We start from the raw sequence: 24518 nt of genomic DNA, 5'->3' as shown, positions 1-24518 counted from the left end.
GAAAAATATGAAGTAAAAGAATGATATTTGATCCCCAAGCCCTATTACTCATCAAATTTATTTGCCTACTGGCCAGCACCGCAGCCGTGGCATGGGGACTCATTGCTAAACCCTTACAGATTGCCACTCAGGCCAGTATGCGCTTTTCTCTGGCGAACTTGTTCGTCCTCCTTGGCATAATACTCAACAGCCAACGCTCAGAAGCCTCCAGCTACCTTTTTTGGTTCTGCTCCGATATGGCGATTTTGTTTGGATTCATCCTATTACGCTGGGGTACTAAGGCACTTTTCAGGCTGAGTCCCAGCGTTAAATCCGATCTTATTCTCTTGGCAATCACGGCCAGTGTGATGATCTCGGTTCCACCCAACTTCAGCTCCGAACGCACCTTAGCCGTTGCTTTCTCCGCCTGCGCCGCGCTGATTTTTACCATGCTAACGCGGGATAACTATCAGGCCATTAAACGCGATACGGGGAATCGAGTCGCCATCGCTATGGTCATGCCTTTAGTCGCTATGGTGGGTATTTTTACCATTCGCATCTTTATCGCCCTGCTTTCCCCAGAAGAAAGTCCGATGTTTATCGCCATGCACACGCACGAAGCGATACCTGTGCTGTGGTTTTATGTATTTCTAACCCTATTGATCAATATCGTGATGATAGGTAATGCCATGACGCGACTCGTCAGCAAAATCCGTATGTTAGCGGAACGAGATCAACTCACAGGCCTGTGGAATCGGCGGGCTATGCATAAGTTTCTCAACAATATCCATCAACGCTGGCTAAGGGATAGTGTGCCTTACAGTATGATTTTATTGGATCTTGACCATTTTAAAGAGATTAACGATCAATACGGCCACGATGCGGGTGATCTCGCCCTGCTGACGGCGGCGAGACTGTTTGGATCAGTATTACGTGAAAATGATGCCCTATGTCGTCACGGTGGTGAGGAGTTTCTGGTGATTTTACCCGCGACCGATGCACCCGCCGCCAGAGCCGTTGCCGAGAAATTGCATCAAGTACTTAAGGACAATTCATTTGTCTGGCAAGGTGTTACGATAAAAATCCATGCCAGTTTAGGTTACGCCACTACCTATCAAGGATGCCAGCCCGACAAGCTACTCATTCAAGCAGACCAAGCCATGTACCGCGCAAAATCTGAAGGCCGAGATCGTATTTGCCAAGCTTGCTAGGCTTTCGCAAAATCTTGCTAGCCTCACGCAAAAATAACGCGACTCGTATTAATCCCCTTTCGCTGGCCAAGCCAAAGTATCGGGTTCACGCCATGAAACTAGCGCCTCAATCACACCTGCAGCGGCAAAATGTTCACCTTGAGTCGGCACATCCCTATACGCGTAATCACGCCAGCCAGTGACTTCGTCACCATAACGAAAATGCAGACAGTAGGCATGTAGATAGCAACGATCCGCCGCCGTGCCACCGTATAAATCATCGCCTAAAATCGGCACACCTAAGCTTGCCAAGGCGACTCTTAATTGATGGGTTTTACCCGAATGGGGTTTCAGTAAATATAAACGTAATCCCTCGCTGACACTTAATGAAAAAAACTGCGTAATTGCCGGATTCTCTTTAGTGCGCAGCAGTTTAAACATGCTACGCCGCGACTTTGCCATGTCACCAATCACCCAGCCTTGCTTCTTCTTCGGCTTGCCTTTCGCGAGGGCGAGGTAATATTTCTGCACTTTATGAGCGGTAAACAGCTCAGTAAATTGCTTAGCGGCGACGGCGCTTTTGGCCAAAATCAACAGACCAGACGTAGGTGTATCTAGTCTATGCACGGCAAAAAGCTTAATCCCTAAATCTTGCTCCGCCTGCGCCACCACGCCCGCCGTTCCATCCTGACTGTGGAAATGCACTTTGGCTGATTTGGAGATAACAAGGAAGTCAGCCTCATCGGCTATGATTCGATACATGGAGTTCTCGACACTGTAATGCGGATCATCGACTTAAAACTTAATAGTGACCACTAAGCCGGGATGATTATCCGTGAGATTAATTTTGGCATTGTGCCGTGAGAGAATCGCTTTGACCATAGATAATCCTAAACCTGTACCCTGTAAATGCCGGCTAGGGTCGAGGCGCACTAAGCGTTCGAACACTCTTTCTTTACTGTCGTCGGGAATACCGGGGCCATTATCGCGGATCTGAATTTGAGGGCCTGACTGAATAATCTCAATCCGCGCACCTTGGCCAGAATACTTCATCGCATTATCGACAAGATTATATAAGGCTTGGAATAATAAGTATTTATCACCAAAAACCTTATGGTCAGCCAACAGCGACAAACTCAAGGTTTGCTCATTGGATTCTGCCACGGCATCGGCCATGTCCAACAAATCGGTACACAGTTGCGCTAGGCTTAACTCCTGCAAATCGAGCGTCTGCTGACCTTCTTCGATACGCGTGAGTGACAACATGGCATCAAATGTCGCTAAACAATGGTCGAGCTCCTCGGTCAAAATCGCGCAACCCTCGCTAATCTCATCGCTGGGTTTACTCGCCAGCTCTTCAAGCCCAATGCGGATATGTGACAATGGAGTACGTAAATCGTGGGCGATATTATCGGTCGCACCACGCACTGCCATCAGGTTATTTTCGAGGATATCTAGCACATTATTAAACTGCAGCGCCAACATATCGAACTCGTCCTGACGCCAACTCAAGGGTAAGCGGGTGTCATAATGACCGCGTTCAATCTGTTCACTCAAGCGGTTGTATTGCACTAATCGACGTAAAATCGCCTTAGAAAACAGATAGCCGAGCGCTAAGGTCAACACTATCGTCAGCATCACGGCAGTCGCCGCAGCACTGATAAACTTATCGATTAACGTCGCTAAGTTATCGGTACGGGTCGCAATTAACACAGGGCCGTAGCGAGTCATCACTAGCCCGCCGGTAAGAATGTGTAGCTTATCTGGACCACCGGTTAAGATGGGGAAATCCCGCGTTTGCGGCAGCATGGGCATGCCTTCGGGCATAAAGCTCAAGGCACCGACCATGTCATAACTGTTGCGCCAAGCGATGAGCGCCGTCTGCGGATCGGCGGCGCGGATTTGAGCGGCAAAACTACGGCGATCAACCGTTAGGGCAAGTTGTTGATAACGTTGGGTCTCTGACTCTAAATATTGAGTCACTTGATACTGTTGCTCGATGATCAACTGTCGATAGAGGGCAAATAGCAGCGCCCCAATGATCACCGTCACTAAGGTCGAAAAGACGATTGTGATGCGCCAGGCGCTGCTTTGGTAAGGCTTAATGCCTTTGTCGTAAGCGATAACCCGCTCCCCTCACGGTTTCGATAAGCTCGCCATGGCCTAACTCTTCAAATTTACGGCGTAATTTTGCGATATGCACATCGATAACATTCGTGCGTGGATCGAAGTGATAATCCCACACAGCTTCAAACAACAAGGTGCGACTAATCACTTGATTCGCATGTTCCATAAGATACTTAAGCAACTGGAACTCTTTCGGCTGCAGCATCAACTCTTGCCCGTCTAAGGTCACATTACGGGTCAGTAATTCCATCTTCAATCCACCGACAACAAGATCTGTGGTGACTGGCACAGATTGACCACGGTGCATGAGTTTTTCGGCGCGCACTAATAACTCAGAGAAGGCAAACGGCTTAGTCATATAGTCGTCGCCGCCCGCGCGCAGGCCTTTCACTCGCTCATCAACGTGCGCTAAGGCAGATAAAATCAGCACTGGGGTTTGATTGCCCGTTGCCCTTAAGGCGGCCAATAATTTTAAGCCATCGAGCTGGGGTAACATGCGGTCGAGGATCACGAGATCGTACTGACTACTCGTGGCGAGTGAGAGACCTTGGTGGCCATCGCTCGCCGTTTCGATATTGTGGCCCTGCTCAAGAAATCCTTTGACGATGTAATCAATCGTCGTCGCATCATCTTCAACTAAAAGTATTTTCATCTGTATGTTGCGCTCCTCAATCCTAAATACTCGTTTGAGCACTCGATTGACTTAGATGTTTCAATCCCACTTGAGTAAAGGTAACGGGCGTAAATTTTCGACATCAAAAGCCAATTTAAACTTACCCGTATCGTCTAGCAGCTTAAGCTCTAAATAACTGATACCTAAGTCGTGATCTAACTTTGCCTCGGTTAAGAAGGCTTTGTGATCTTTAGTGGCCTTAGCGATTAGGCCTGAAAATGTTTGATCTTTTGCCGCAATCAAACGTGTCGCCTCAACCTCACCGAGATCATCCGCGCTCACTTTACTCGCCTTTTGTTTCAGCAACTTACCATCGCGGGCACGATATTCAAACCGCGTTATAGAATTGGCCAAGGGATTAATCAACTCAAATTGGTAGACTAATTCACCCTCTTGCTCTTCCATATTAAATTCGGCAATCACGCCGGAGAACCCTTTTTCGATCTGCTGCATAACGCTCAGCGGCGGTACATAGTCTCCGCCCGCAAACATCGAATACATGCTCTGAGCCGCAGTTGCGACGCCAGATACCAACATGAATCCTAGCAACCATAGTCTCATGGCTCCTCCATATAAATCAGCTAAGTTTGTATCTTATGAGACAATCAGTTAGAAGTCGATGGGACCTATTGTCCCTGTGCGCGATTCCAAGCCAATCTCCCATAATCTACCACTGGATATAGCATACACTGCGTTAGCCTTAACTCAGGTTTGGTCATAAATGGAACGAAAACTCCCTTTCAACATCACCTAAGTTATTAGCTTTTAAGCCAAACACTCAATCATTTTGTGGCTAATGTGTTAAGTCTACCTAATACCAGCTGAAACACCGATGGAAACAAGATTAAGCTTTGATCATCTGGGGGATTTTGAAGCATGACATTTCCAGTGAAAAACCATAATTTAGCCATTTAAAATCAAGCTGATTGAATTTGAGCGGGTATTTTAGTGCATCTGTGTCGTCAAAAAGTACGATTGGCAAATAGACCGCACTCAACTAAAGTCAGTCTGATAACCAAGCGTCAAGTAATGGCATTTTTTAATCGGAGCGAGTATGAAACCAGTCACACGATGGATAAGCTTGAGCTTGCTACTCGTTGCAGCATTAAGCGCCTACGCCTATGGCAGCGCCACAAGCGCCGTGGCATTTATCATCTTAGGCATGCTGTTGGAAGGAACATTTTGGATTGGATTGCTGGGTAAAAAACGTTATTAGAGTGCGAGATCACATTATTCCAAAATATGAATTTGTTCGGATTTGAGTGCCACTGTGGTTTGCATTCCTTTTGTGAGTGCAAGCTTTTGGGCGAGGTGCAGCGAGACTTCAGTGTTAAGTTGTAACTGAGTACCTGTGACATAGCAAATAAGCCGGACCGATTCCCCCATCACAAGCATAGCGTCGATCGTGACATCTAACTTATTAAAGCTGCGGCATAAACGCCCTTTGGAAATCGAATTAAACCGAATACCTTGGTTGGGGATAACCCAACGAACTCGACTTCCCACAGGGCGATCTTTGCCATAGTCACAGGCAATCAACTGCTCGCCAAACTTAAGCCAAGTGAGGTCTTTTGTGCTGTCTTGAAACACTACTTCACCGTCGAAAATATTCCTTAGCCCCATCTGCCGCGCCACAGCTTCATTGCGCGGCCGGGACAACACTTCGAAAGGTGCGCCCTGCTGTAGCATCTTCCCTTGGCTGATCAAAATCATCGAATCAGCCAGCAACAAAGCTTCATTTAAGTCATGGGTAACCATGATCACTGGGCAGAGTAACTGCTCCTTGAGGCGCGCCAGTTCGAGATATAAACGCTCGCGGGTTTCCCTGTCTACTGCCGAAAAAGGCTCATCGAGTAATAACACTGAAGGTTCGCGGGCAAGTGCACGGGCAAGCGCAACCCGCTGACGCTGACCGCCAGATAAATGCGCCGGCAATCTATCGGGTAGGCCTTGTAGGTTGACTCGCTCAAGCCAATCTTTAGCGCGTACAATGCGCTCCGATTTAGGGATATGGTCAAGTCCAGCGACTACATTCTCTAAGGCAGTGAGATTCGGAAATAAGCCAAAATGCTGCGGCATATAACCGATATGGCGTTGCTGCGGGCTTAAGGCGATGCGCGCTTTATCATCAAACCAAGGCCGTTCGCCAAAATGGATTTGGCCCGTATCGGGATGATTCAACCCAGCGATCATCCGTAGTAAGGTCGTTTTGCCACCGCCAGACGGCCCCACCACAGCGAGCACTTCGCCAGCCTTGCAGCGAAAATCAGCGTTGAGTTTAATGTGTTTATGGTTTTGGATCTGACACTGCAGATCAGCGATGATTTGCGCCACGCTGACCTCCTAAACGCCGTGATAAACTGGTAGTGAGCGCCAAAGCCGTTACCGCAAATAGCAATAACACTAATGACATAGTGCCTGCGGCATTAAAATCGAAGGCTTGCACACTGTCGTAGATAGAAATCGAAATCGTCTTAGTCTCGCCAGCGATATTGCCGCCCATCATCAACACGACGCCAAACTCGCCGAGCACATGGGAGAAACACAACACCAGCGCGGTTAGCACACCCGGCCACACCATAGGCAATTCAATTTTAAGCAATATTTTAAGTCGACTCATACCGCAACAAGCTGCGGCATCGCGGACATCATTCGGCACTGCTTCAAAGGCCCGCTGGATCGGCTGCACCGCGAAGGGGATATTGACGAACACGGAAGCGATAACCAGACCTGAAAAATGAAACACGAGCTGCTGGCCAGTTAGTTGCTCTATCCATCGTCCGAGCCAACTCTGACTACCGAGCCCCACCAGCAAGTAATAGCCAATCACGGTCGGCGGTAACACTAAAGGCACCATGATGAGTGCCTCGACCCAAGATTTACCGACAAATTGGCGGTAGGCCAAAGCTCGCCCCGCGAGTATCGCAAGGGGGATCAGCACCAATACTGTGATGCTGCTGAGTTTGACCGATAACCACAGCGCCTGCCAATCCATTGGAATCCTTAACTTACTGGCAAACCAAAACCGTATTGAGTGAATACGGCGCGGGCGGCGTCTGACTGTAGATATTGGTAGAAACGCTCGGCGGTTGAGCTCGCCTTAGGCATTAACGCCATACGTTGATTCAGCGGACCATGGAGATCTGAGGGCAGAGCTAAATAATGACCGAGAGCCTGAAACTGCGGCGCAATCGCCAGTGATAAAGGAATAATGCCGCCTTGAGTCGAGCCGCTGATCGCAAACTGCGCCGCTTGGGAGGCATTTTCGCCTAAGATCAACTTAGTTTGCAGCTCATCCCATAACCCGAGTTTTTTCAATAACTCACGGGCGCGTTCGCCGTAGGGAGCATGGTCAGGATTGGCGATCGCAAAGCGCTCTAGCTGGCCCGCTGCCAATAATGCTTTTAGGCCATTGAGTTCGATATCTAGTGCGAGCGGCGAATTTTTTGGGGCGACTAAGGCTAAACGGCCAACAGCATACTGCACGCCCTCGCCTTGGGTAAAACCGACTTTGTTCAGCTCGTCAATATAACGCTCATCGGCGCTCAGCAGCATTTCAAACGGCGCACCGTGTTGAATTTGCGCGACAAAATTTCCCGATGAACCATAAGAGACCCGTACTTTGAGACCCGTTTCTGCGGTGAAGTTTTTAACAATGTCATCCAAGGCAAACTTGATATTAGCCGCCGCGGCGATGGCAGGAATCGGCGCATTATCCGCTGCGCGACTGGTCGATGGTACGACGGCTAAGCAAAACAGTAATGCAAAACCTAGGGAGTGGAAGAAACGGGTCAAACTCTGCATTGGGTCACCTCAGTGCCGTGTTCGCGTTTATCTTGAGCTAGCAAGCTGCGTTGCCACTGCGCGTATTTTTGCTGCAACTAGTCTTTGTGTTGCCACAATTTGGCAGCTTGTTCATCGGCATCTTTCGCCTCAACCCAGCTTTTACCTTGCTCACCCGCTTCTAATTTCCAGAATGGCGCCTTGGTTTTTAGGAAGTCGATTAAGAATTCACAGGCCGCGAAGGCGGCTTTGCGATGGGCGCTGGTTACGCCGATAAACACAATTTGCTCACCTAAGGCCATAGTGCCCACGCGGTGAATCACAGTGACCTTGTTCAGTGGCCAGCGACTGTGCGCCTCGACAACGATTTGTTCTAGCACGGCTTCGGTCATGCCCGGATAGTGCTCTAAGGTTAAGTCTGTCACGGCGGCGCCATCATTAAAATCACGCACTTTACCGACAAAAGTGACTACGGCACCATCGCTATCATCTTGAGCCAACTGCCGATATTCGTCGGTCACACTAAAATCGACTTCTTGCACTCGAACTGCGGGTAATAAGCGCATATTAACCTCCGGTAACGGGTGGGAAAAAGGCGACTTCATCACCATCGTTTACAGGCGTATCCCATTGACTGATGGTCTGATTTACCGCCACCAGCAATTTGTCTGAGGTTAATACTTTTGCCCATTTATCGTCGGTAGCCGCCAGCGTCGCACGTAACGCTTCGGCGGTTTGTGTCTGCTCGCTCGCCTCTAGGCTTAATTTAGCAGTGCCCAATAATTCTCGAACTTGAGCAAAAAACAACACGTTAATCATAATTTTCTCTCGTTTTTGATCCGCTAAACTGACTCACAAATAGCGCGTCAGACTTCAGCTTGGACAGCTTCGCTCACTTGCTAATCTGCCGAGTGGCTAAAGCCTATTCTGTCAGGCTAAACCTTAAAATGTCCCGACTTGCCGCCGCGTTTTTCTAGCAAACGGACTTGGGAGATCACCATATCTTTTTGCACGGCTTTGCACATATCGTAGATAGTTAATGCCGCCACTGAGGCCGCAGTTAAGGCTTCCATCTCAACACCTGTTTTGCCGGACAATTTGCACAGGCTAGTGATACGCACGCGGTTATGTTCGGGCTGCGCCTCTAAATCGACTTCAACTTTAGTCAGCATCAGTGGATGGCATAAAGGGATAAGATCTGAGGTTTTTTTAGCGGCTTGAATGCCAGCAATACGTGCAGTGGCAAACACATCACCCTTGTGGTGGCTGCCACTCATGATCATCTCAAGTGTCGTGCTCGCCATCTCGATAAACGCTTCGGCACGGGCTTCGCGCTCGGTAACGGCTTTTTCGGTGACATCGACCATATGGGCGTTGCCATCGGCATTAATATGGGTAAATACATTGCTCATTGGAGCGATCCTTTAATTGAGGTCAAAACAAGGTACAAGGGAAATTGTGCTTATACTCGCGCTAAATTGGCTATGGCAACAGACCTAAAACCTGGTCTAGCCGCCAATAGAGGCAAGATGCTGAGTGACACCTGTGATGCCTTGATGCAAATAATGGGTTTCTTTCTTCTGGGCTAATTGACCGTGCAAACGCTCAATCAATTCCGCTTGTTGACTGGAATGCTGTAGCAGATCACGTAAATCGACACCGGATTCGGTAAAGAGGCACAAGTGCAACTTACCCTTAGCAGATACCCGTAAACGGTTACAGGTAGCACAAAAATTATTGGCGTAAGGCATGATTAAACCGATACGGCCCTGATAATCACTGCGGCTAAAGTTTTGCGCTGGACCATCATCGGCGCTTGGCGTATCTAATTGCCAACCATCCGCCAGTAACTGCGCTTTAATGTCAGCGCCCGCTAAATGATGTGCTTCAAAATACTCACGGCCTAAACCCGTTTCCATTAACTCGATGAAACGTAAATCGATTGGCGTGTTTTTAATCCAATGCAAAAAGCGCGGTAAATCTTTATCGTTTAGGCCTTTAAGCAGGACAGCATTGATTTTTACGCGCTCAAAACCCGCCGACAAGGCAGCATCGATCCCCCGCATCACTTCGTCGAATTTATTCTCGCCGGTGATTTGGTAAAACATTTTGGGATCTAAACTATCCACAGACACATTGATACGGCGCAAGCCCGCATCGAACCATTCTTTGGCATGCTTTTCGAGTCTATAGCCATTAGTGGTTGTCGCTATGGTGTGAATGCGCGGGTTATCGGCGACGACGCGGATGATGTCGGTAAAGTCTTTACGCAGGGTGGGTTCACCGCCTGTAATGCGGATTTTTTGGGTGCCGACTTGGCTAAATGCAGAGACTAAGTTTTCTATCTCATTGAGAGATAAGAATTTTGGCTTGCCGTCAGGATGATAACCGTCGGGGAGGCAATAACTGCATTTGAAGTTACAAACGTCAGTGACTGACATCCGCAAATAGTGAAATTTTCGACCAAAGCTGTCTTGTAATTGAGACATGATCACCTTTCCAAGTGTGGGAGGTGAGAGCATTTCTTATCCCACCCCGGTGGCATTATTACCACGGCTACACCTCCATATCTTTCGACTTAGGTAGGCAAGCTCGGAGAACCGTCACCGGTGATTATAGGCCGAAAGTACTCACTAGCTATACCCCTAAACAGGTATTTATTAACCTAGATCACGCTAGCGTGAATAATCTGTGACAGTCCTCACCTAAAGATTTGTACTGAATTAGACTAAACAGCCGCTTAATCCACTGTGACCTTATCTTATTTTCAGGTAAGGTGGTACAAGCAATAAAACGCCCGTTTACAAACTACAACACTCGATAAAAATCGGGGAAACGTGAAGGAAGAGGTGAACTGATGGAACGCGAATCAATGGAATTCGATGTTGTTATCGTCGGCGCAGGTCCAGCAGGCTTGGCCACCGCGTGTCGATTAATGCAAATATCACAGGATTCAGGTAAAGAAATTACCGTCTGTGTGGTCGAAAAAGGCTCAGAAGTGGGCGCGCATATTCTGTCAGGCGCAGTGTTCGAGCCAAAAGTGCTAGACGAGCTGTTCAGCGACTGGCGTGAGAAAGACGCCCCAGTGAAAACCGCTGTCACCCACGACGAAATCTACCTGCTCAGCTCCGCCACAGACGGCCGAGTGATGCCTAATGCCTTTGTGCCAAAAACCATGCATAACGACGGCAATTTTATTATCAGTGTCGGTAATCTATCCCGCTGGCTTGCCAATCGCGCCGAAGAACTGGGTGTCGAAATATTCCCCGGCTTTGCCGCCAGTGAATTGCTATTTAACGTCGATAACAGCGTTAAAGGTATTTTGATTGGCGATATGGGTGTGGGCGCCGATGGTGAGCCTAAAGACAGCTTTATGCCCGGCATGGAGCTGCACGCTAAATATACTGTTTTCTCAGAGGGTTGCCGCGGCCACTTAGGCAAGCAACTGATCGAAAAATACCATTTAGATAATGGTAAAACACCTCAGCATTACGGCTTAGGCTTCAAAGAGATTTGGAAAGTCCCCGCCGAGCAACACGAGCAAGGCAAAGTGGTGCACACTGGTGGCTGGCCATTAACCGAGGGCGCATCGGGTGGCGGCTTTCTGTATCACATGGAAGACAACCAGATTGCTGTCGGCCTCATTATCGATTTGAACTACAAGAATCCGCATCTGAGCCCATTTGACGAATTCCAGCGCTATAAAACCCATCCTGTGATTGCTAAGTATTTAACCGGTGGCGAACGTCTCAGTTACGGTGCCCGTGCTATCACTAAAGGCGGCTTGAACTCGCTTCCTAAGATGAGCTTCCCCGGCGGCCTGATCATCGGCTGTAACGCAGGGACTTTGAACTTCGCTAAAATCAAAGGCACTCACACTGCGATGAAGAGCGGTATCGTTGCGGCAGAAACCTTAGGCAAAGCCATGATGGCGGGTGTTGAAGGCGGTAAAGACCTCGACTGTTACCAGACTCATATCGAAGAAAGCTGGCTGCATGAAGAACTGCATAAATCGCGCAACTTTGGCCCTGCGATGCATAAGTTTGGTACCTATTTAGGCGGCGCTTTCAATTACATAGATCAAAACTGGTTTGGCGGAAAGTTCCCTATCACGCTGCGTGATGAACACCCAGACTATGCGCAAATGGCCTCCGTGAGCGCTTACAGCAAGATCGATTACCCAAAACCCGATGGCAAACTCAGTTTCGACAAACTGTCTTCAGTGTATCTGTCGAGCACTTATCATGAAGAAGATCAGCCCTGCCATTTACGCCTTAAAGACAGCAGCATTCCACTGGGCATCAACCTGACTCAGTTTAATGAGCCAGCACAACGTTATTGCCCTGCCGGTGTGTATGAAATCGTCGAAGAGGCGGGTCAGTCCAAGTTTGTGATCAATGCGCAAAACTGCATTCACTGCAAAACCTGCGACATTAAAGATCCTAGCCAAAACATCACTTGGGTTACGCCAGAAGGCGGTGGTGGTCCTAATTACCCCAATATGTAACTTGTCACCAATAAATGTTAATAGCGGCGCTCAGTGGAGCGCCTTTTTTTCACCTTTGACACAAATATCTCACTTTTTTTGCTTGCCCTTATCTACGACATTGGCCACAATTGCCACACAAAAAAGAGTTCGTTTTCAATCACCATCCCATTTCCATCTATACTCTACATAATTAGATCTACTGCAAGACCAACGGGTTAGGCCAAATAAATGTTATATAAGCTGTTTTATTCGGCATTCGGCCTAGACTAAGGTTAACTTTTCACATTCCTGTCCGATAATCTTTTACCGTACAAGAGTGCGTTGACCGATAACGCAAAACAGTCCAACACAGGCATATTGATATTTATGATATTTAATAACCTCACCATTAAGCAGAAAATTCTGCTAACAGTGACATTTGCAGTACTGCTGTCGACCATACTCGTCGGCGTATTAAGCCAACGTAGCGCTAAAAATGTCGTACAACAACGGATGTTAGGTTCGGAACTGCCGAGTTTGATGATGCAGATCCGCAATAAGATCGATCTCGACATCTCCACTTTAATGAATGCTGCAGAGCAATTAGCCAGCAGCCGCATGTTACTGCAATGGCTCGAAGATGGCAGACCGCAGGCCCAAGAAACCCAAGTGGTTGCCCAACTGAAAGACATCACGCGTCAATATAAGCTAGCGCAAGCCTCCTACGCCGACAGACAAACTGCCGCCTATTACACTCAGGATGGATTTTTGCGCGTGCTCACCCCCGCGCAGGATGGCTGGTTTTTTGGTTACCGCGACAGTGGCCAAGAACGTATGTTGAACGTATTCACTGAGGCCAACGGCGAAGTCAAACTCTTCATCAACTACCAGCAACCCAATGGTCGCGGCTTAGTCGGGCTAGCTAAATCACTCGATGATATGGTGCGCTTGCTGAGCTCGTTTAAGATTGAAGAAACGGGATTTGTTTACTTAGTGGATGCCAAGGGAGAAGTGAAACTCCACCCAGATACGAGCCAAATTGGTAAGAGCAACCTAAGCAACTTATACAAAGATGCGAACTCAAGCGCCTTACTAAACCGCGGTGATTTCAATCTGATCAATACCAAGATCAATGGCGAAAACATGCTGGTTGCCAGTAGTTATATCGCGTCTATGGATTGGTACTTAGTGGCACAAGTGCCAGAAGCCGAAGTGTTTGCGCTATTAACCGAAGCGGCTTATCAGATCTTAATCTGGACACTGTTGATTGCAGCGGGCTTTATCGTTCTCGCTATCGTTGTTGCAGGTTCTGTGAGTCGTCCAATCGCCCAAGTTGCCGCTATGTTCCGCGACATAGGCGAAGGTGAAGGTGACTTACGCCAACGCTTACCTGTCAATGGTGAAGATGAGATTGCGCAACTCGCTAAGGGATTTAACAGCTTTATCAGCAAGATCCAAGATTCGGTCATCGAAGTGGCGCAAACCAGCGAACAGCTCGGTTTCTCCGCTAAGGATGTGTCGAATCAGGCACAGCAAACCTTAGAAGACAGCCACGAGCAGAAAGATCGCACTATGATGGTGGTAACAGCCATTAATGAAATGGGCGCGACGGTTAACGAAATTGCCAGTAATGCTGCCCAAGCAGCGGTTGCAGCAAGAGATGCTGACACTGAAGCCAGCAGTGGCCAAGTTGTGGTAACCCGTGCCCGCGATACCATTAACCAATTGTCGAAGGACGTTGGCCAAGTGGGTGAAGTGATTGAGTCCCTCGCGACCCACACTAAATCCATTGGTGGGATTTTAGATGTGATCCGCGCTATCTCTGAACAGACAAACTTGTTAGCCCTCAACGCGGCAATTGAAGCGGCACGTGCCGGTGAAGCTGGACGCGGTTTTGCTGTAGTTGCCGATGAAGTACGTAACTTAGCATCACGCACAGCAGCATCGACCAATGAAGTGCAAGGCATGATCGACAAGTTGCAATCGGAAGCCAGCCGCGCAGTTAATGCGATGGCCCAGAGTCGTACCCGCTCCCACGAGGGTGTTGTGGCCGTCGATGAAGCCAGCAAATCGTTGATTGGTATTAGCGATCGCATTGGTCTTATCAGCGACATGAACATCCAAGTTGCTGCGGCAACGGAAGAGCAATCCACAGTTGTGGAGGACATCAACCGTAACGTCACAGAAATCAACGATATTACTCAGCGTACAGCCAATACTGCACAAGCGGCAGCACAGGCGAGTTTAGCCTTGAATCAACTGTCACACCGTTTAGATACCTTAGTGGCCAAGTTTAAGGTGTAAAACCTTAAACTTACACCATAAAAAAACGCCTTAGATGGAAACATCTAAGGCGTTTTTCTTTAACTCAAAGAGGCGATCAATCCATAGCAATAAATTTAATCGTTAATGGATATTTATATACCTTACCCTCACTGGCTTTAATAATCGCCAGCACAGTGCACACCAAATCGAATATGCCGAGTATGGCTAAAAAGATGAAACCTATCCCGACCAAAGCGAGTACGCCACTGATGATTACATAAATCAGCAGGCTCAATTTAAAGTTCAAACAACTACGGCCACATTGATCGACAAATGCGGACTCTTCACGCTTCATCAGCCAGATAATCAAAGGACCAAGAATCGAGCCCAGCGGCACTAAGTATCCAACAAAGCTTGAGGCGTATACCAGTAAGCCAAAATCTTTATCACTTTTTGTAACGGGTTCAATCATAAGGTCATCCCTGTTTTATCATTATGGATATAAATACTTATTTACCGCTCGGCCCACATAATACCAATCACATTAAATATCTAATCAGTTCAGAGCCTCACAGGCATCTCAATCCAAGGCGCATTGACGCAGAAATGGTTATTCCCTTTTAAGGCAATGCAACACGGGAGTGGGATGCCTGTGAGGCTCCCGAAGGGCGGGTTTCAATGCGCTTTATACTGCGTTCAAGGCTTTAGACAGAGCACCACTATGCCTTCAAGCCTTCGCCTTGTCTAAAGCGCGTTGAACTCCCGCTGAATGAACAGATATTTAATACGATTGATATAAGCGCATTTGCCAATCTTCTACTGTCTGTGATGCTAAGCGGCGTTGTAGGCTATTCACCCAACTCTGCGCTAATCCCTCGCAGCAAGCTAAACGATCATAGCCGCTGGCATTAAACGTTGGCGAAAAATAGAGTGCCATAGCCTCTGCGACACTAATGTCCGTACGGCGCTCAACCAGTTCAATCTTATCGTTTAACTGAATAATCCCAGGCGTTAATACTCGATAAAACCAACCACATAACTGGCTCTGCTGCATGGCGAGGGCAAATTCTTTGTGCCCAAATTGCAGATTCAACTTAAAGCAAGGTGAACGCGGCTGAGTGACCTGCACTGTTACGGCGCCAATTTGTAAGATATCACCAATATTAACTTGGGTTTCGTTTAGCCCAACGGTACTGATGTTCTCTCCCATGCTGGGCGCATCTTCGAGTTGAGTAATTAAATCCCAACGACGATATTGGCCGTAATGCTCGCGGGGAAAATGATGTAACACGCGATCGAGTCCGCCATGGTGTTTAGGATCGGCCTGTGCATCCCCTTCAACATGGCTGACATGCACTAGCAGTTGTTGAGCGGCGTGCTTGCCATCAATACCTGTGGCGACACCTGCCATTTCCTGCAGATGCGTCCCTAAATACAATCCAGATAACTTATTGATCAACAACTTTGACATCTGTAACCCCCAATCCATAACCCATCTCGCATTACCGCCAGAGTGTAAACCGCGATACGCCAGTAACACAATCAACTCGCTCAATCACCCATAAAAATAGGCGACATCTTGCCACCAATAAGCACGGGGCTGAATCTATGAATGATTTAACACCACTTGATTTCGACCGGCTTCCTTAGCCTGATACAAGGCCAGATCGGCACGCTTGATCAGATCTTCTGCAGGCTCTTGCGCCTGATGCTCGGCGACGCCAATACTGGCAGTAATAGAAATATGTAATCCATTCACTTTAATTTCCCGCTGAAAAATAAGCTCACGGATCTGTTCAGCCAGTTCTGCCGCTCGGGTTAAATCCATCCCCGGAAGTAAAATCAAGAACTCCTCGCCGCCCCAACGACATAAGATATCCTCTTGCTGCAGCGCGCCACGCAGCATATTCGTCATGGTTTTTAATACTAGATCACCAATCCCATGCCCATAGCTGTCGTTCACTTTTTTAAAGTGGTCAATATCCAGCAAGAGTATTGAAATCGGCGATTGTGCCAACTTAGCCTTATCTAACGCCTGCCTAAAGTACTCATCAAATACCTGACGGTTAGCGGCGCCAGTAAGCTTATCGGTAGACGCCATTACTTCTAATTTGCGCTGATAACGACCTAAGGTCATGTTGGAGATGAATAAAATCCCTAGGGTCACCATTAGGCTTAAGCCCAAGTTGCCCCAAAAAGTATTCAGTAACTCCCGCTCCTGAGGCGCATCTTCCTGCTCAACAATCAAGTACCACTTAAATTCAGGGACTAGGCGGCTGTTGAGATAAACAGTTTTACCATTTCTCTGGTAGCTAAAAGCCGCACTTGGACTGGTTAAAATACGCGTCGCTAAATTTTCAAGCCCTGGACTGGTTTGCAGCGAATCCGCACCATCATATTCATCGCCATGCAAAGTGACATTGCCCTGCCGATCGGTAAAGAACACTCGACGGTTATAACGTTTTTGATAAAGCTCGATGAGGGACTTAACCTTTTCAACCGCCAAACCCACACCGGTAACGCCTATAAATTTGCCTTCAAAATCAAAAACTTTATAGTTTACGAATACGGTTGTTTTACTGCGGTCCGCCGTATCAGCATCAATATTGACCTCATAATGCTCAGATTCGGGTAAAGAGCGCACTCGAAAGTACCAAGCATCATCGGGCTCAACATCTTGGATTTGTTTTAAAATGCCCGTGGAGTGGTAATAATGCCGACTTTTCTCTGACACAAAAAAACTGGTGACTGTATCGTATTTCTCTTGGATTTCCTTAAGGTAACGGATCAGTTTTTCTGGCTCTTGCTCGTGGCTTAATGTCCAATCGCGAACAAAAGTATCCTGCGCCATCAAGGATGAAATAAAAATAGGTCGCAGTAGATCCTGTTGAATTTCTGAGTAAATATTGTCACTTGTGAGCGGGAGGGTATTACTCTCGATTTGTTGACTCAGTGAGTCATGGGCCACCTTATAACTGATACCACTGGTCACTAAGAAGGCGACTAAAAGCAAAACAGAGAGCAGCCAAATAAATTTATTCTTATCATTCCAAGCGTTATTGCCCATTCTCAACTCCAAAGACTACAGAACACCTTGAGTGGCTTATTATTTTAATGTCACGATAACTATTTTAGTTGAATAAATGTTAACGCAATTGCGCCATGGCCGCACAACATTTCAGCTTTATGAATGTTCTGCGATGGAATAACTTTATTTTGAGCAAAAAAATGCCTCGTTGGGGAAACGAGGCAAAAAACATACTAACCAATAAATGGGAGAAAAGCACAAGAAAACGTTAAGGGACAAGAGCTATGCGCCACAAGACATACTCTAGCAAGACCGTATGACAGAAAGATGACTCAAACTGCTCATCCGCAGATTTTTCATGCGATTTGCTTCGCCTCTAAATACTGTTTCAGTGCCTCACCCGGAATAGAACTATCGGTTGCCACCGCAAATGCCGCCCAAACAGCGCCTTCAGCCATCGCCTCGGTAATCGACTGACCAGTGCATAGACTATGGATAAGCCCCGCCGCATAGGCATCACCAGCGCCAGTGGTATCAACAACAGTGGCAGGGATAGCAGCGACATGCTGCACTTGATCGTGCGTGTAAACCTTAGCTCCATTGATGCCATCGGTGACAATAAAGTAACGCAGACCCTCACCGCCAATGCTTTTGCCATATTCCCAAGAGGCGCCATCACAACGCCCTTGGATATCACTCATGGAAGCCAGCAAAATATGACAAGGTCTCTGCCTGTCATCTTTGGCTAATTGCGCGACCACAAGACAATGCTCCAAGGCTGTCTTTGCCCAACTGACCGAACCCTCAGCGGAAGTATTAAAATACAGCGCGTCCCATGGCTGCCATTTCGGCGGCACTGATAACTCAAATATGGGTCTTTGTGGCCGAATAATCGTCCGTTCACCGTCTGGCGTCATCACGAGTAGCATTTCGCAAGTGTTACCGGCTCGGCGCTGCACTAAACGGCAATCGAGTCCTTGAGTGCTGGCTTCTGCAATGAGCCAATCTCCCATGTCATCACGGCCAACTTGACTCACCAATGCGACGCTATGCCCTGCCCAAACTAAACCTAATCCGGTATTTGCCCCGCCGCCACCGAGCCTTTGTCCACCATCTTGATAATGGAAACGCCCACCTGTTTTTAAAGGTTTATCAAGCAGTAAAATCCGATCACAGTTGAGATTGGCAACTAACAGAATATTCGCCATTACGCGGCTCCAAAGGGCAAAAAAGACTCAAGGCCAGAAGATGAAAACAAAGAAATATCAATCTAGAGCAAAATGCTCACTGGTACAATCCAATCATCAAGATAGCAGCACCATCAGGCTATGGCTGACGCCGGTATAAGCATTTGTCCCGAATAAGATAAGGAAAAAGTCCATCACCATACAATAAAACTAACTGTTTCAGCTCAACCCTCTGTTTAAAATAGATTTCTATATTGCATGACGCCCAACGGCATAAATGCATACAACAAACTTCAAACCAGCTCAGTTAAATAGCAATAACTGTCGTTAAAATATGTGAAGTGAATAAGGAATTAAGTTTATGAATGGAATCAAACGCTATGCTAATGGAAAGATGGGATACCGCTGAAGAAAAAGCTGAGCAGCTACGCCGTTACCAGCTCTGCCTTGATGAGTTTAATGAGCTGGATTTTCACGATGTATATGTCACAGAAATTAAAAAAGAATACCAACAACTTGCAGAACTAGTAAAAGTGCAGTCAACGTCGGATCCCGAGCGCTAACTGCACTTACCTATTTAGTCACTTAACCATAAATCTTCAATTACTTTATTGGCGTCAATGGTGATAAAAACGCAAATTGTACTGCCAACGTCCAATCTGTGATAACCATATCTGACGGCTGCCAACTGTCATCAACCCACTCATAAATCAATCCTGGATTTTCCTCAGCATTGACTAACAAACGCCGTCCATCTTGCAATACCAGCGTATAATCGAGCCCCTGTGCATCGACACTTTCAATGTCCCCCAAGACATTATGTTTAATGGCCGAAATGGTTCCCGCTGCCTTAACGGCATCACTCCCCTTTGCACCGCTGTAAAACGTTAACGCCTCGTTTGCGACAGTCTTATGAAAGACAAACTCCTCAGTCACACCCACTACGATCGATTGATCAAGTTCGTACCAGGCGGGTATCCATAATGCGTTAATTGTCATCCCGTTATATCCTGCATAATAATTTTACGGACGGGATCATTCTGCCTTAACCCCGACAGAGAAAATACTCTTCAGGGATAAAATAATTTTAATCCTAAAAAGGATGGCACACGAAACGCCGTGCTCACTTCCTTTGTAAGATAATCTTAACTCCAAAGGTTATGTCTGAAATGTTTTAGCGCCATTGGCTGATGTTGGACTCAATTCGTGTTTCTGTTAGTTTGTAAAACACTTTGCCTCAAATCGACACATTAAGCTGACAAAGTGATCCTGAGCCCAGTAATCGCGTATAGAGTCACACACGATAGATTCATGTTCCCATGCTTGCACCGCAGGCCGATAAATACGGAGTTGACTTGCCTATGGATAAGCCCATAACGCCCCCCCCTCAAACCCTTAAGCTAATTGGTGAAACTGAGGCAGGAAAGCGTCTAGAGCTTAAGCAGTACTTTAATCAGACATGGGCTCTGTACGAGTCACTGTTTGATTTGATCCAAGAAGATAGCGCCTATTACCTCAAAGCCGAGCCGCTGCGCCATCCGTTGATCTTTTATTTTGGCCATACGGCCACTTTTTATATCAACAAACTCAAACTCGGCAAATTTCTCGACGAACGGGTAAACGATAACTTCGAATCCATGTTTGCCATTGGTGTCGATGAGATGTCTTGGGACGATCTGAACGAGCAACATTACCCATGGCCGAACGTGGCAGAAGTGCGCAGCTATCGCCAACAAGTTAATGCTGTCGTCAATCGCGTGATTGATGAAATGCCTCTAACGCTGCCGATCACTCAAGACAGCCCAGCTTGGATCATTTTGATGGGCATTGAACATGAGCGAATTCACTTAGAAACCTCATCGGTGATCATCCGCCAACTGCCATTGGAACATGTCGCGCCCGACAGCCTCTGGGCTGCGTGCCAAGACTTCACCGCCGCCGAAGCCAACAGTTTACTGGCAGTAAAAGGGCAGAAAGTGACCTTAGGTAAAACTGAGCAAGATCAAACCTACGGCTGGGACAACGAATACGGCCATAAAATCTTTAATGTTGTCGACTTTAAGGCCTCTAAATTCTTAGTCTCGAATCAAGAGTATCTCGCATTCGTCGAAGCTGGCGGCTATCGCTCACCCCAATTTTGGAATGAAGAAGGCCAAGCTTGGCTCGCTTACACCCAAGCTCAAATGCCGCGCTTTTGGCGCTTAAAACAAGATAAATGGTGGCAACGTAACTTAGCGGAAGAAATCCCGCTGCCATTAAACTGGCCTGTAGAAGTGAATCAACTCGAAGCTAAGGCCTTCTGCAATTGGAAAACCGAGCAAAATCAAAGCAACATTCGCCTACTGACGGAAGCCGAATGGTACATCTTACGCGAGAATGTGCCCGCCGATGCGCCCGATTGGCACGAAGTGCCGGGCAATATTGCTTTGGCTTATTACGCCTCTTCTTGCCCAGTGAATCGCTTCGAACATAATGGCTTTTTCGATATTGTTGGTAATGTTTGGCAATGGACAGAAACCGCAATCGACGGCTTTAACGGTTTTGCCGTGCATCCACTCTATGATGATTTTTCTACCCCAACCTTTGATGGTAAACATAATCTCATCAAAGGTGGCTCGTGGATCTCCACGGGTAATGAAGCCATTGCTTCGTCACGCTATGCGTTTCGTCGACATTTTTATCAACACGCTGGCTTCCGCTATGTGGAATCCACGCAAAATCCCGCCCAAATGGCCGAGGTCAATGTGTACGAAACTGATGAACTAATTTCCCAATACCTTGAATTCCACTATGGCGCCGAATATTTCGGGGTTGCTAACTTCTGTGTCAATGGCGTGCAACAAGCGCTCAGTGAAATTCAACTCACCCATACCACCAAAGCGCTCGATATCGGCTGCTCCGTAGGTAGAGCGAGTTTTGAACTTGCAAAAGTGTTTGATCATGTTGATGGTATCGACTTTTCGGCACGCTTTATTCAACAGGCCTATGCCCTAACTGAACAAGGTGAAAAACGTTACACCATACGTACCGAAGGCGATTTACAGGAATTTAAGAGTGCGAGTCTGGCTAAACTTGGATATGAGCTTGAGGCGAAAAAAGTCAACTTTATGCAAGGTGATGCCTGTAATTTAAAGCCAATGTATACAGGTTATGACTTAGTTTATGCCTCGAACCTTATCGACAGACTGAACGATCCTAAGCACTTTTTAACCAGTATTGCCCAGCGGATTAATCAAGGTGGATACCTTGTTATTACTTCGCCATACACTTGGCTTGAGGATTATACGCCGAAGGATAAATGGCTCGGTGGCGTTAAAGTCAAAGGAGAGAACTTCACCACCTTAGATGGCTTGACCGAAACCTTGATCGGCCAATTTGAGCTAGTCGCAGTGAAGGAAATCCCCTTCGTCATCCGCGAGACTAAACGCAAATTCCAACATTCTGTCTCAGAAATGACAATTTGGCGTAAGCGTTAATGCTCTCATGGAATAAACTGCTGAAATTTATATAAAAATATCCGCCAGAAATCCATTTCTGGCGGATGTGTAACATCCAGCTCAGTCATCTTTGCAGCATCAACTAAAGTTGAACACGGCAAATACAGCGCAAATACCTACACCTTAAACTGTGCCGTTGTTAAACCAAGCTGATTAGCTAACCCTAGCAAACTACGCGTACTCGCTGCCACTTGGCTGATCGCCGCGCTATTTTCTTCCGCCGCCACGCTCAAGCCCGCAATCCCCTGCGCAATCGTTGCCGAAACCGTTGTTTGCTCCTCCGCGGCGGTGGCGGTTTGGATCATTAATGCCTTTAAGGTTTCCAAACGTAAAGCGATGTCATCCACTGCGGCTTGCATGCCATCGGCATCTTCTGCTGTTTTAGAGGCTTCAGTAGTACAAGTCACACTATGCAGCGCCAACACGCCAGATTGCTGTTGAATGCCTTTTAACACTTGGCCAATATCCTGAGTCGCCAACTGAACCTTAACCGCTAACTGGCGCACCTCATCGGCAACTACGGCAAAGCCGCGGCCATGCTCACCAGCTCTTGCCGCTTCAATCGCCGCATTAAGTGACAGCAAATTCGTTTGTTCGGCAATCGCATTAATCACAGCCAATACCGAACCGATTTTCTGACTGTCAGCCTCAAGGCTGCCCACCTGTTGATGTATGGTCGCAAAACTGCTCAAGGTCACTTTCAAGCTTTTACGTGTACTGGCTAAATTTTGCGAAAGAATTTCACTCGAATGGGTACAGGCAGACACTTCATCGGAGGATTTAAGCGTATTAGTGCTGATTTCCGCGGCGGCATAACTCATTTCTTCGACTGCGGTTGCTAACATATCGGTTTCTTTCGCCTGCATCTGAATACTGCAATCGGCTTGGGTCATAGCGGCAGAATTTTGTTCAGCGGCGGATTCGAGTTCATGTCCAACGCCCACCAGCTGACTAATGATTTCTTTGAGCTTTGTTTGCATCCGGGCCAACCAGCTCATCAGATGATTATCTGTTTGAACATGGGGCAGATTATGGGTGAGATCGCCAGAGGCGATCATGCTGGTCAAATTGCACATGTCCTCAGGCTCACCGCCGAGTGGCTTCAACACAAATCCTGTGACTAACTTAGCGGCAGCGAATGCCAATACTAAGGCCGCAACACAAACAAATAAGCCGATAAATAGCATTCGATAGGCCGGCGCAGCGATTTCGCTCACATCAATTTCAGCCATCAAGCCCCAACGTAAGCCAAGTTCAACAACGGGAGAATAGGCAGATAACACTGGATTATGATTGTAGTCATTCACTTGCATCACACCTGTCTTACCCGCCAGCGCCTCTTTCACCGCAAGTGTGTCGACACCATTCTGGGCAACCGTTCCAGCAAACGAAGCCGTAACAGTGCGATTGTTCGGGTCAAGAAAAGAATCAGAACGCATGCGATTATTGGGGCCAATTAAATAGGTCTCGCCACTTTGTCCCATACCTTCGCGGATCTGCATAACTCGGTTGATGCGGTCAATTGATACTTGAGCCGCCACCACCAATCTTTGCTGATTGAATTGAATCGACTGACCAATAAATGCTGCCGGTTGGCCATTTGAAGGAGCGTATGCGGAGAAGTCTTGCAGTAATACAGTACCAGTAGACCCCAAAGCCTTATTGAATAACTGCGCTAATCCCGAATCATGGTAGGGCCCAGTGCGAAGATTGGTGCCGAAATCCGACTCCTTCGCGACGGTGTAAAACACAGTGCCATCATCCCGAATGATGAACAGATCGTAAAAACCTAAAGACTTATTTAACGATTTTAAGGTCTCATCAAGGTCGGAGATAGTATCGAGGCTTTTTTGGCTTGCGATCACCGCACTGACGGCCTGCAAGTTATCTGAAAAGTCCTGAAACATACCGACAATCTGTCGCTGCTTGATCTCGCGAACTGCCACTAAACGAGACTGAGCCTCGGCAAATAACTCATCCCGAGCAATGTAAGTCACTATCGCAGTAGCAAATATGAGGGGTAGTAGGACAATCAATAAACTGATCAGCTGAATTTTACGAGTAAAACCCATGGTGAGACTCCTTGTCGCGCTTCGAATTCCATTCATTCACTTCTTGCAGAATAAAATCTACCCTAGAACTATAGGAGAAGAATCTCAGCTAAACAAAGTGATGCAGACTATTTTCATCAAAAGTTAACCTAAATGCTGCTAGCTCATTATTTTTAAATAGAAAAATAATTAATAACTTTAAATGACAGCCAAGCCATACCGACCATTTCAAACAAAATGATATAGTGGAAAACACGTTATAAACCGAAC

23 protein-coding genes and 1 riboswitch are annotated in these 24518 nt (G+C 47.2%); of the genes, 6 read left to right on the top strand and 17 right to left on the bottom strand.

What is annotated here, in order from left to right; all coding sequences use genetic code 11:
• Positions 1 to 20 precede the first annotated feature (20 nt).
• Positions 21 to 1190 (top strand): GGDEF domain-containing protein, encoded by a 1170-nt coding sequence (locus AC5YB3_RS13385; RefSeq protein WP_494525495.1) that lies wholly within the window; start codon positions 21 to 23, stop codon positions 1188 to 1190.
• 48 nt (positions 1191 to 1238) lie between these two features.
• Here the strand turns inward: AC5YB3_RS13385 and AC5YB3_RS13380 are convergent, their stop codons facing one another.
• Genes AC5YB3_RS13380 through AC5YB3_RS13365 form a run of 4 tightly spaced genes read right to left on the bottom strand, consistent with a single transcriptional unit; the run spans position 1239 to position 4530 of the window.
• Entirely contained in the window at positions 1239 to 1931 is a 693-nt protein-coding gene (locus AC5YB3_RS13380; protein WP_259484000.1) for a TIGR01621 family pseudouridine synthase, read from the bottom strand.
• A 33-nt stretch (positions 1932 to 1964) separates the two neighbouring features.
• The gene (locus tag AC5YB3_RS13375) at positions 1965 to 3221 is read right to left on the bottom strand and encodes a sensor histidine kinase (protein WP_006079764.1); all 1257 of its coding nucleotides are present in this window, start codon (positions 3219 to 3221) and stop codon (positions 1965 to 1967) included.
• Positions 3222 to 3270: 49 nt separating this feature from the next.
• A complete protein-coding gene (locus AC5YB3_RS13370; protein ID WP_006079763.1) occupies positions 3271 to 3948 on the bottom strand; it encodes a response regulator transcription factor in 678 nt (225 codons plus the stop codon).
• A 60-nt stretch (positions 3949 to 4008) separates the two neighbouring features.
• Positions 4009 to 4530 (bottom strand): hypothetical protein, encoded by a 522-nt coding sequence (locus tag AC5YB3_RS13365; protein WP_006079762.1) that lies wholly within the window; start codon positions 4528 to 4530, stop codon positions 4009 to 4011.
• A gap of 493 nt (positions 4531 to 5023) precedes the next feature.
• Between AC5YB3_RS13365 and AC5YB3_RS13360 the strand changes: the two genes are divergently transcribed.
• Positions 5024 to 5185, top strand: a complete 162-nt coding sequence (locus tag AC5YB3_RS13360; RefSeq protein WP_006086557.1) for a hypothetical protein — start codon at positions 5024 to 5026, stop codon at positions 5183 to 5185.
• A 14-nt stretch (positions 5186 to 5199) separates the two neighbouring features.
• Here AC5YB3_RS13360 and AC5YB3_RS13355 read toward each other — a convergent pair whose 3' ends face one another.
• The 7 genes from AC5YB3_RS13355 to moaA form a co-directional block, all read right to left on the bottom strand.
• Positions 5200 to 6303, bottom strand: a complete 1104-nt coding sequence (locus tag AC5YB3_RS13355; protein ID WP_494525494.1) for an ABC transporter ATP-binding protein — start codon at positions 6301 to 6303, stop codon at positions 5200 to 5202.
• Positions 6284 to 6964 (bottom strand): molybdate ABC transporter permease subunit, encoded by a 681-nt coding sequence (modB, locus tag AC5YB3_RS13350; protein WP_107949675.1) that lies wholly within the window; start codon positions 6962 to 6964, stop codon positions 6284 to 6286. The genes AC5YB3_RS13355 and modB overlap by 20 nt, the downstream gene beginning before the upstream one ends.
• An 8-nt stretch (positions 6965 to 6972) precedes the next feature.
• Complete coding sequence (gene modA / locus AC5YB3_RS13345) at positions 6973 to 7773, bottom strand: molybdate ABC transporter substrate-binding protein (protein WP_494525493.1); 801 nt, start codon at positions 7771 to 7773, stop codon at positions 6973 to 6975.
• 77 nt (positions 7774 to 7850) lie between these two features.
• Entirely contained in the window at positions 7851 to 8318 is a 468-nt protein-coding gene (gene moaE, locus AC5YB3_RS13340; RefSeq protein WP_494525492.1) for a molybdopterin synthase catalytic subunit MoaE, read from the bottom strand.
• Between the two features lies 1 nt (position 8319).
• Positions 8320 to 8571, bottom strand: coding sequence for a molybdopterin synthase sulfur carrier subunit (moaD, locus tag AC5YB3_RS13335; protein WP_006079756.1), 252 nt, complete (start codon positions 8569 to 8571; stop codon positions 8320 to 8322).
• Between the two features lie 116 nt (positions 8572 to 8687).
• A complete protein-coding gene (moaC, locus tag AC5YB3_RS13330; RefSeq protein WP_006079755.1) occupies positions 8688 to 9164 on the bottom strand; it encodes a cyclic pyranopterin monophosphate synthase MoaC in 477 nt (158 codons plus the stop codon).
• Positions 9165 to 9260: 96 nt separating this feature from the next.
• Positions 9261 to 10241 carry a GTP 3',8-cyclase MoaA gene (gene moaA / locus AC5YB3_RS13325; protein WP_494525491.1) on the bottom strand — a complete coding sequence of 327 codons (981 nt, stop codon included), beginning with the start codon at positions 10239 to 10241 and terminating at the stop codon, positions 9261 to 9263.
• Positions 10229 to 10362, bottom strand: a riboswitch (molybdenum cofactor riboswitch). Its footprint overlaps the gene before it by 13 nt.
• 247 nt (positions 10363 to 10609) lie before the next feature.
• On the opposite strand from moaA, the gene AC5YB3_RS13320 reads away from it, so the two are divergent.
• Together AC5YB3_RS13320 and AC5YB3_RS13315 are read left to right on the top strand one after the other, a co-directional pair.
• Positions 10610 to 12259, top strand: a complete 1650-nt coding sequence (locus tag AC5YB3_RS13320; protein WP_494525490.1) for an electron transfer flavoprotein-ubiquinone oxidoreductase — start codon at positions 10610 to 10612, stop codon at positions 12257 to 12259.
• 348 nt (positions 12260 to 12607) lie between these two features.
• Entirely contained in the window at positions 12608 to 14524 is a 1917-nt protein-coding gene (locus AC5YB3_RS13315; protein WP_006086544.1) for a methyl-accepting chemotaxis protein, read from the top strand.
• 76 nt (positions 14525 to 14600) lie between these two features.
• Here the strand turns inward: AC5YB3_RS13315 and AC5YB3_RS13310 are convergent, their stop codons facing one another.
• The 4 genes from AC5YB3_RS13310 to AC5YB3_RS13295 form a co-directional block, all read right to left on the bottom strand.
• Positions 14601 to 14957 (bottom strand): DUF4870 domain-containing protein, encoded by a 357-nt coding sequence (locus AC5YB3_RS13310; RefSeq protein WP_006079751.1) that lies wholly within the window; start codon positions 14955 to 14957, stop codon positions 14601 to 14603.
• 309 nt (positions 14958 to 15266) lie between these two features.
• The gene (locus AC5YB3_RS13305) at positions 15267 to 15956 is read right to left on the bottom strand and encodes an MOSC domain-containing protein (protein ID WP_494525489.1); all 690 of its coding nucleotides are present in this window, start codon (positions 15954 to 15956) and stop codon (positions 15267 to 15269) included.
• Positions 15957 to 16091: 135 nt separating this feature from the next.
• Positions 16092 to 17552, bottom strand: a complete 1461-nt coding sequence (locus AC5YB3_RS13300; protein ID WP_012586507.1) for a sensor domain-containing diguanylate cyclase — start codon at positions 17550 to 17552, stop codon at positions 16092 to 16094.
• A gap of 317 nt (positions 17553 to 17869) precedes the next feature.
• The gene (locus AC5YB3_RS13295; RefSeq protein ID WP_006079748.1) at positions 17870 to 18721 is read right to left on the bottom strand and encodes a PfkB family carbohydrate kinase; all 852 of its coding nucleotides are present in this window, start codon (positions 18719 to 18721) and stop codon (positions 17870 to 17872) included.
• Between the two features lie 359 nt (positions 18722 to 19080).
• On the opposite strand from AC5YB3_RS13295, the gene AC5YB3_RS13290 reads away from it, so the two are divergent.
• Positions 19081 to 19263, top strand: a complete 183-nt coding sequence (locus AC5YB3_RS13290; protein WP_071940509.1) for a hypothetical protein — start codon at positions 19081 to 19083, stop codon at positions 19261 to 19263.
• Positions 19264 to 19303: 40 nt separating this feature from the next.
• Here AC5YB3_RS13290 and AC5YB3_RS13285 read toward each other — a convergent pair whose 3' ends face one another.
• On the bottom strand, positions 19304 to 19699 hold the full coding sequence (locus AC5YB3_RS13285) for a hypothetical protein (protein ID WP_494525488.1): 396 nt from the start codon (positions 19697 to 19699) through the stop codon (positions 19304 to 19306).
• Positions 19700 to 20061: 362 nt separating this feature from the next.
• On the opposite strand from AC5YB3_RS13285, the gene ovoA reads away from it, so the two are divergent.
• The gene (gene ovoA / locus AC5YB3_RS13280; protein ID WP_494525487.1) at positions 20062 to 22176 is read left to right on the top strand and encodes a 5-histidylcysteine sulfoxide synthase; all 2115 of its coding nucleotides are present in this window, start codon (positions 20062 to 20064) and stop codon (positions 22174 to 22176) included.
• A gap of 137 nt (positions 22177 to 22313) precedes the next feature.
• Here the strand turns inward: ovoA and AC5YB3_RS13275 are convergent, their stop codons facing one another.
• Entirely contained in the window at positions 22314 to 24269 is a 1956-nt protein-coding gene (locus tag AC5YB3_RS13275; RefSeq protein ID WP_494525486.1) for a methyl-accepting chemotaxis protein, read from the bottom strand.
• Between the last annotated feature and the right edge of the window lie 249 nt (positions 24270 to 24518).

Source organism: Shewanella sp. 1311, assembly GCF_059338235.1.
Note: the sequence above shows the minus strand (reverse complement) of the source record. Positions and strands in the feature narration are given on the sequence as shown.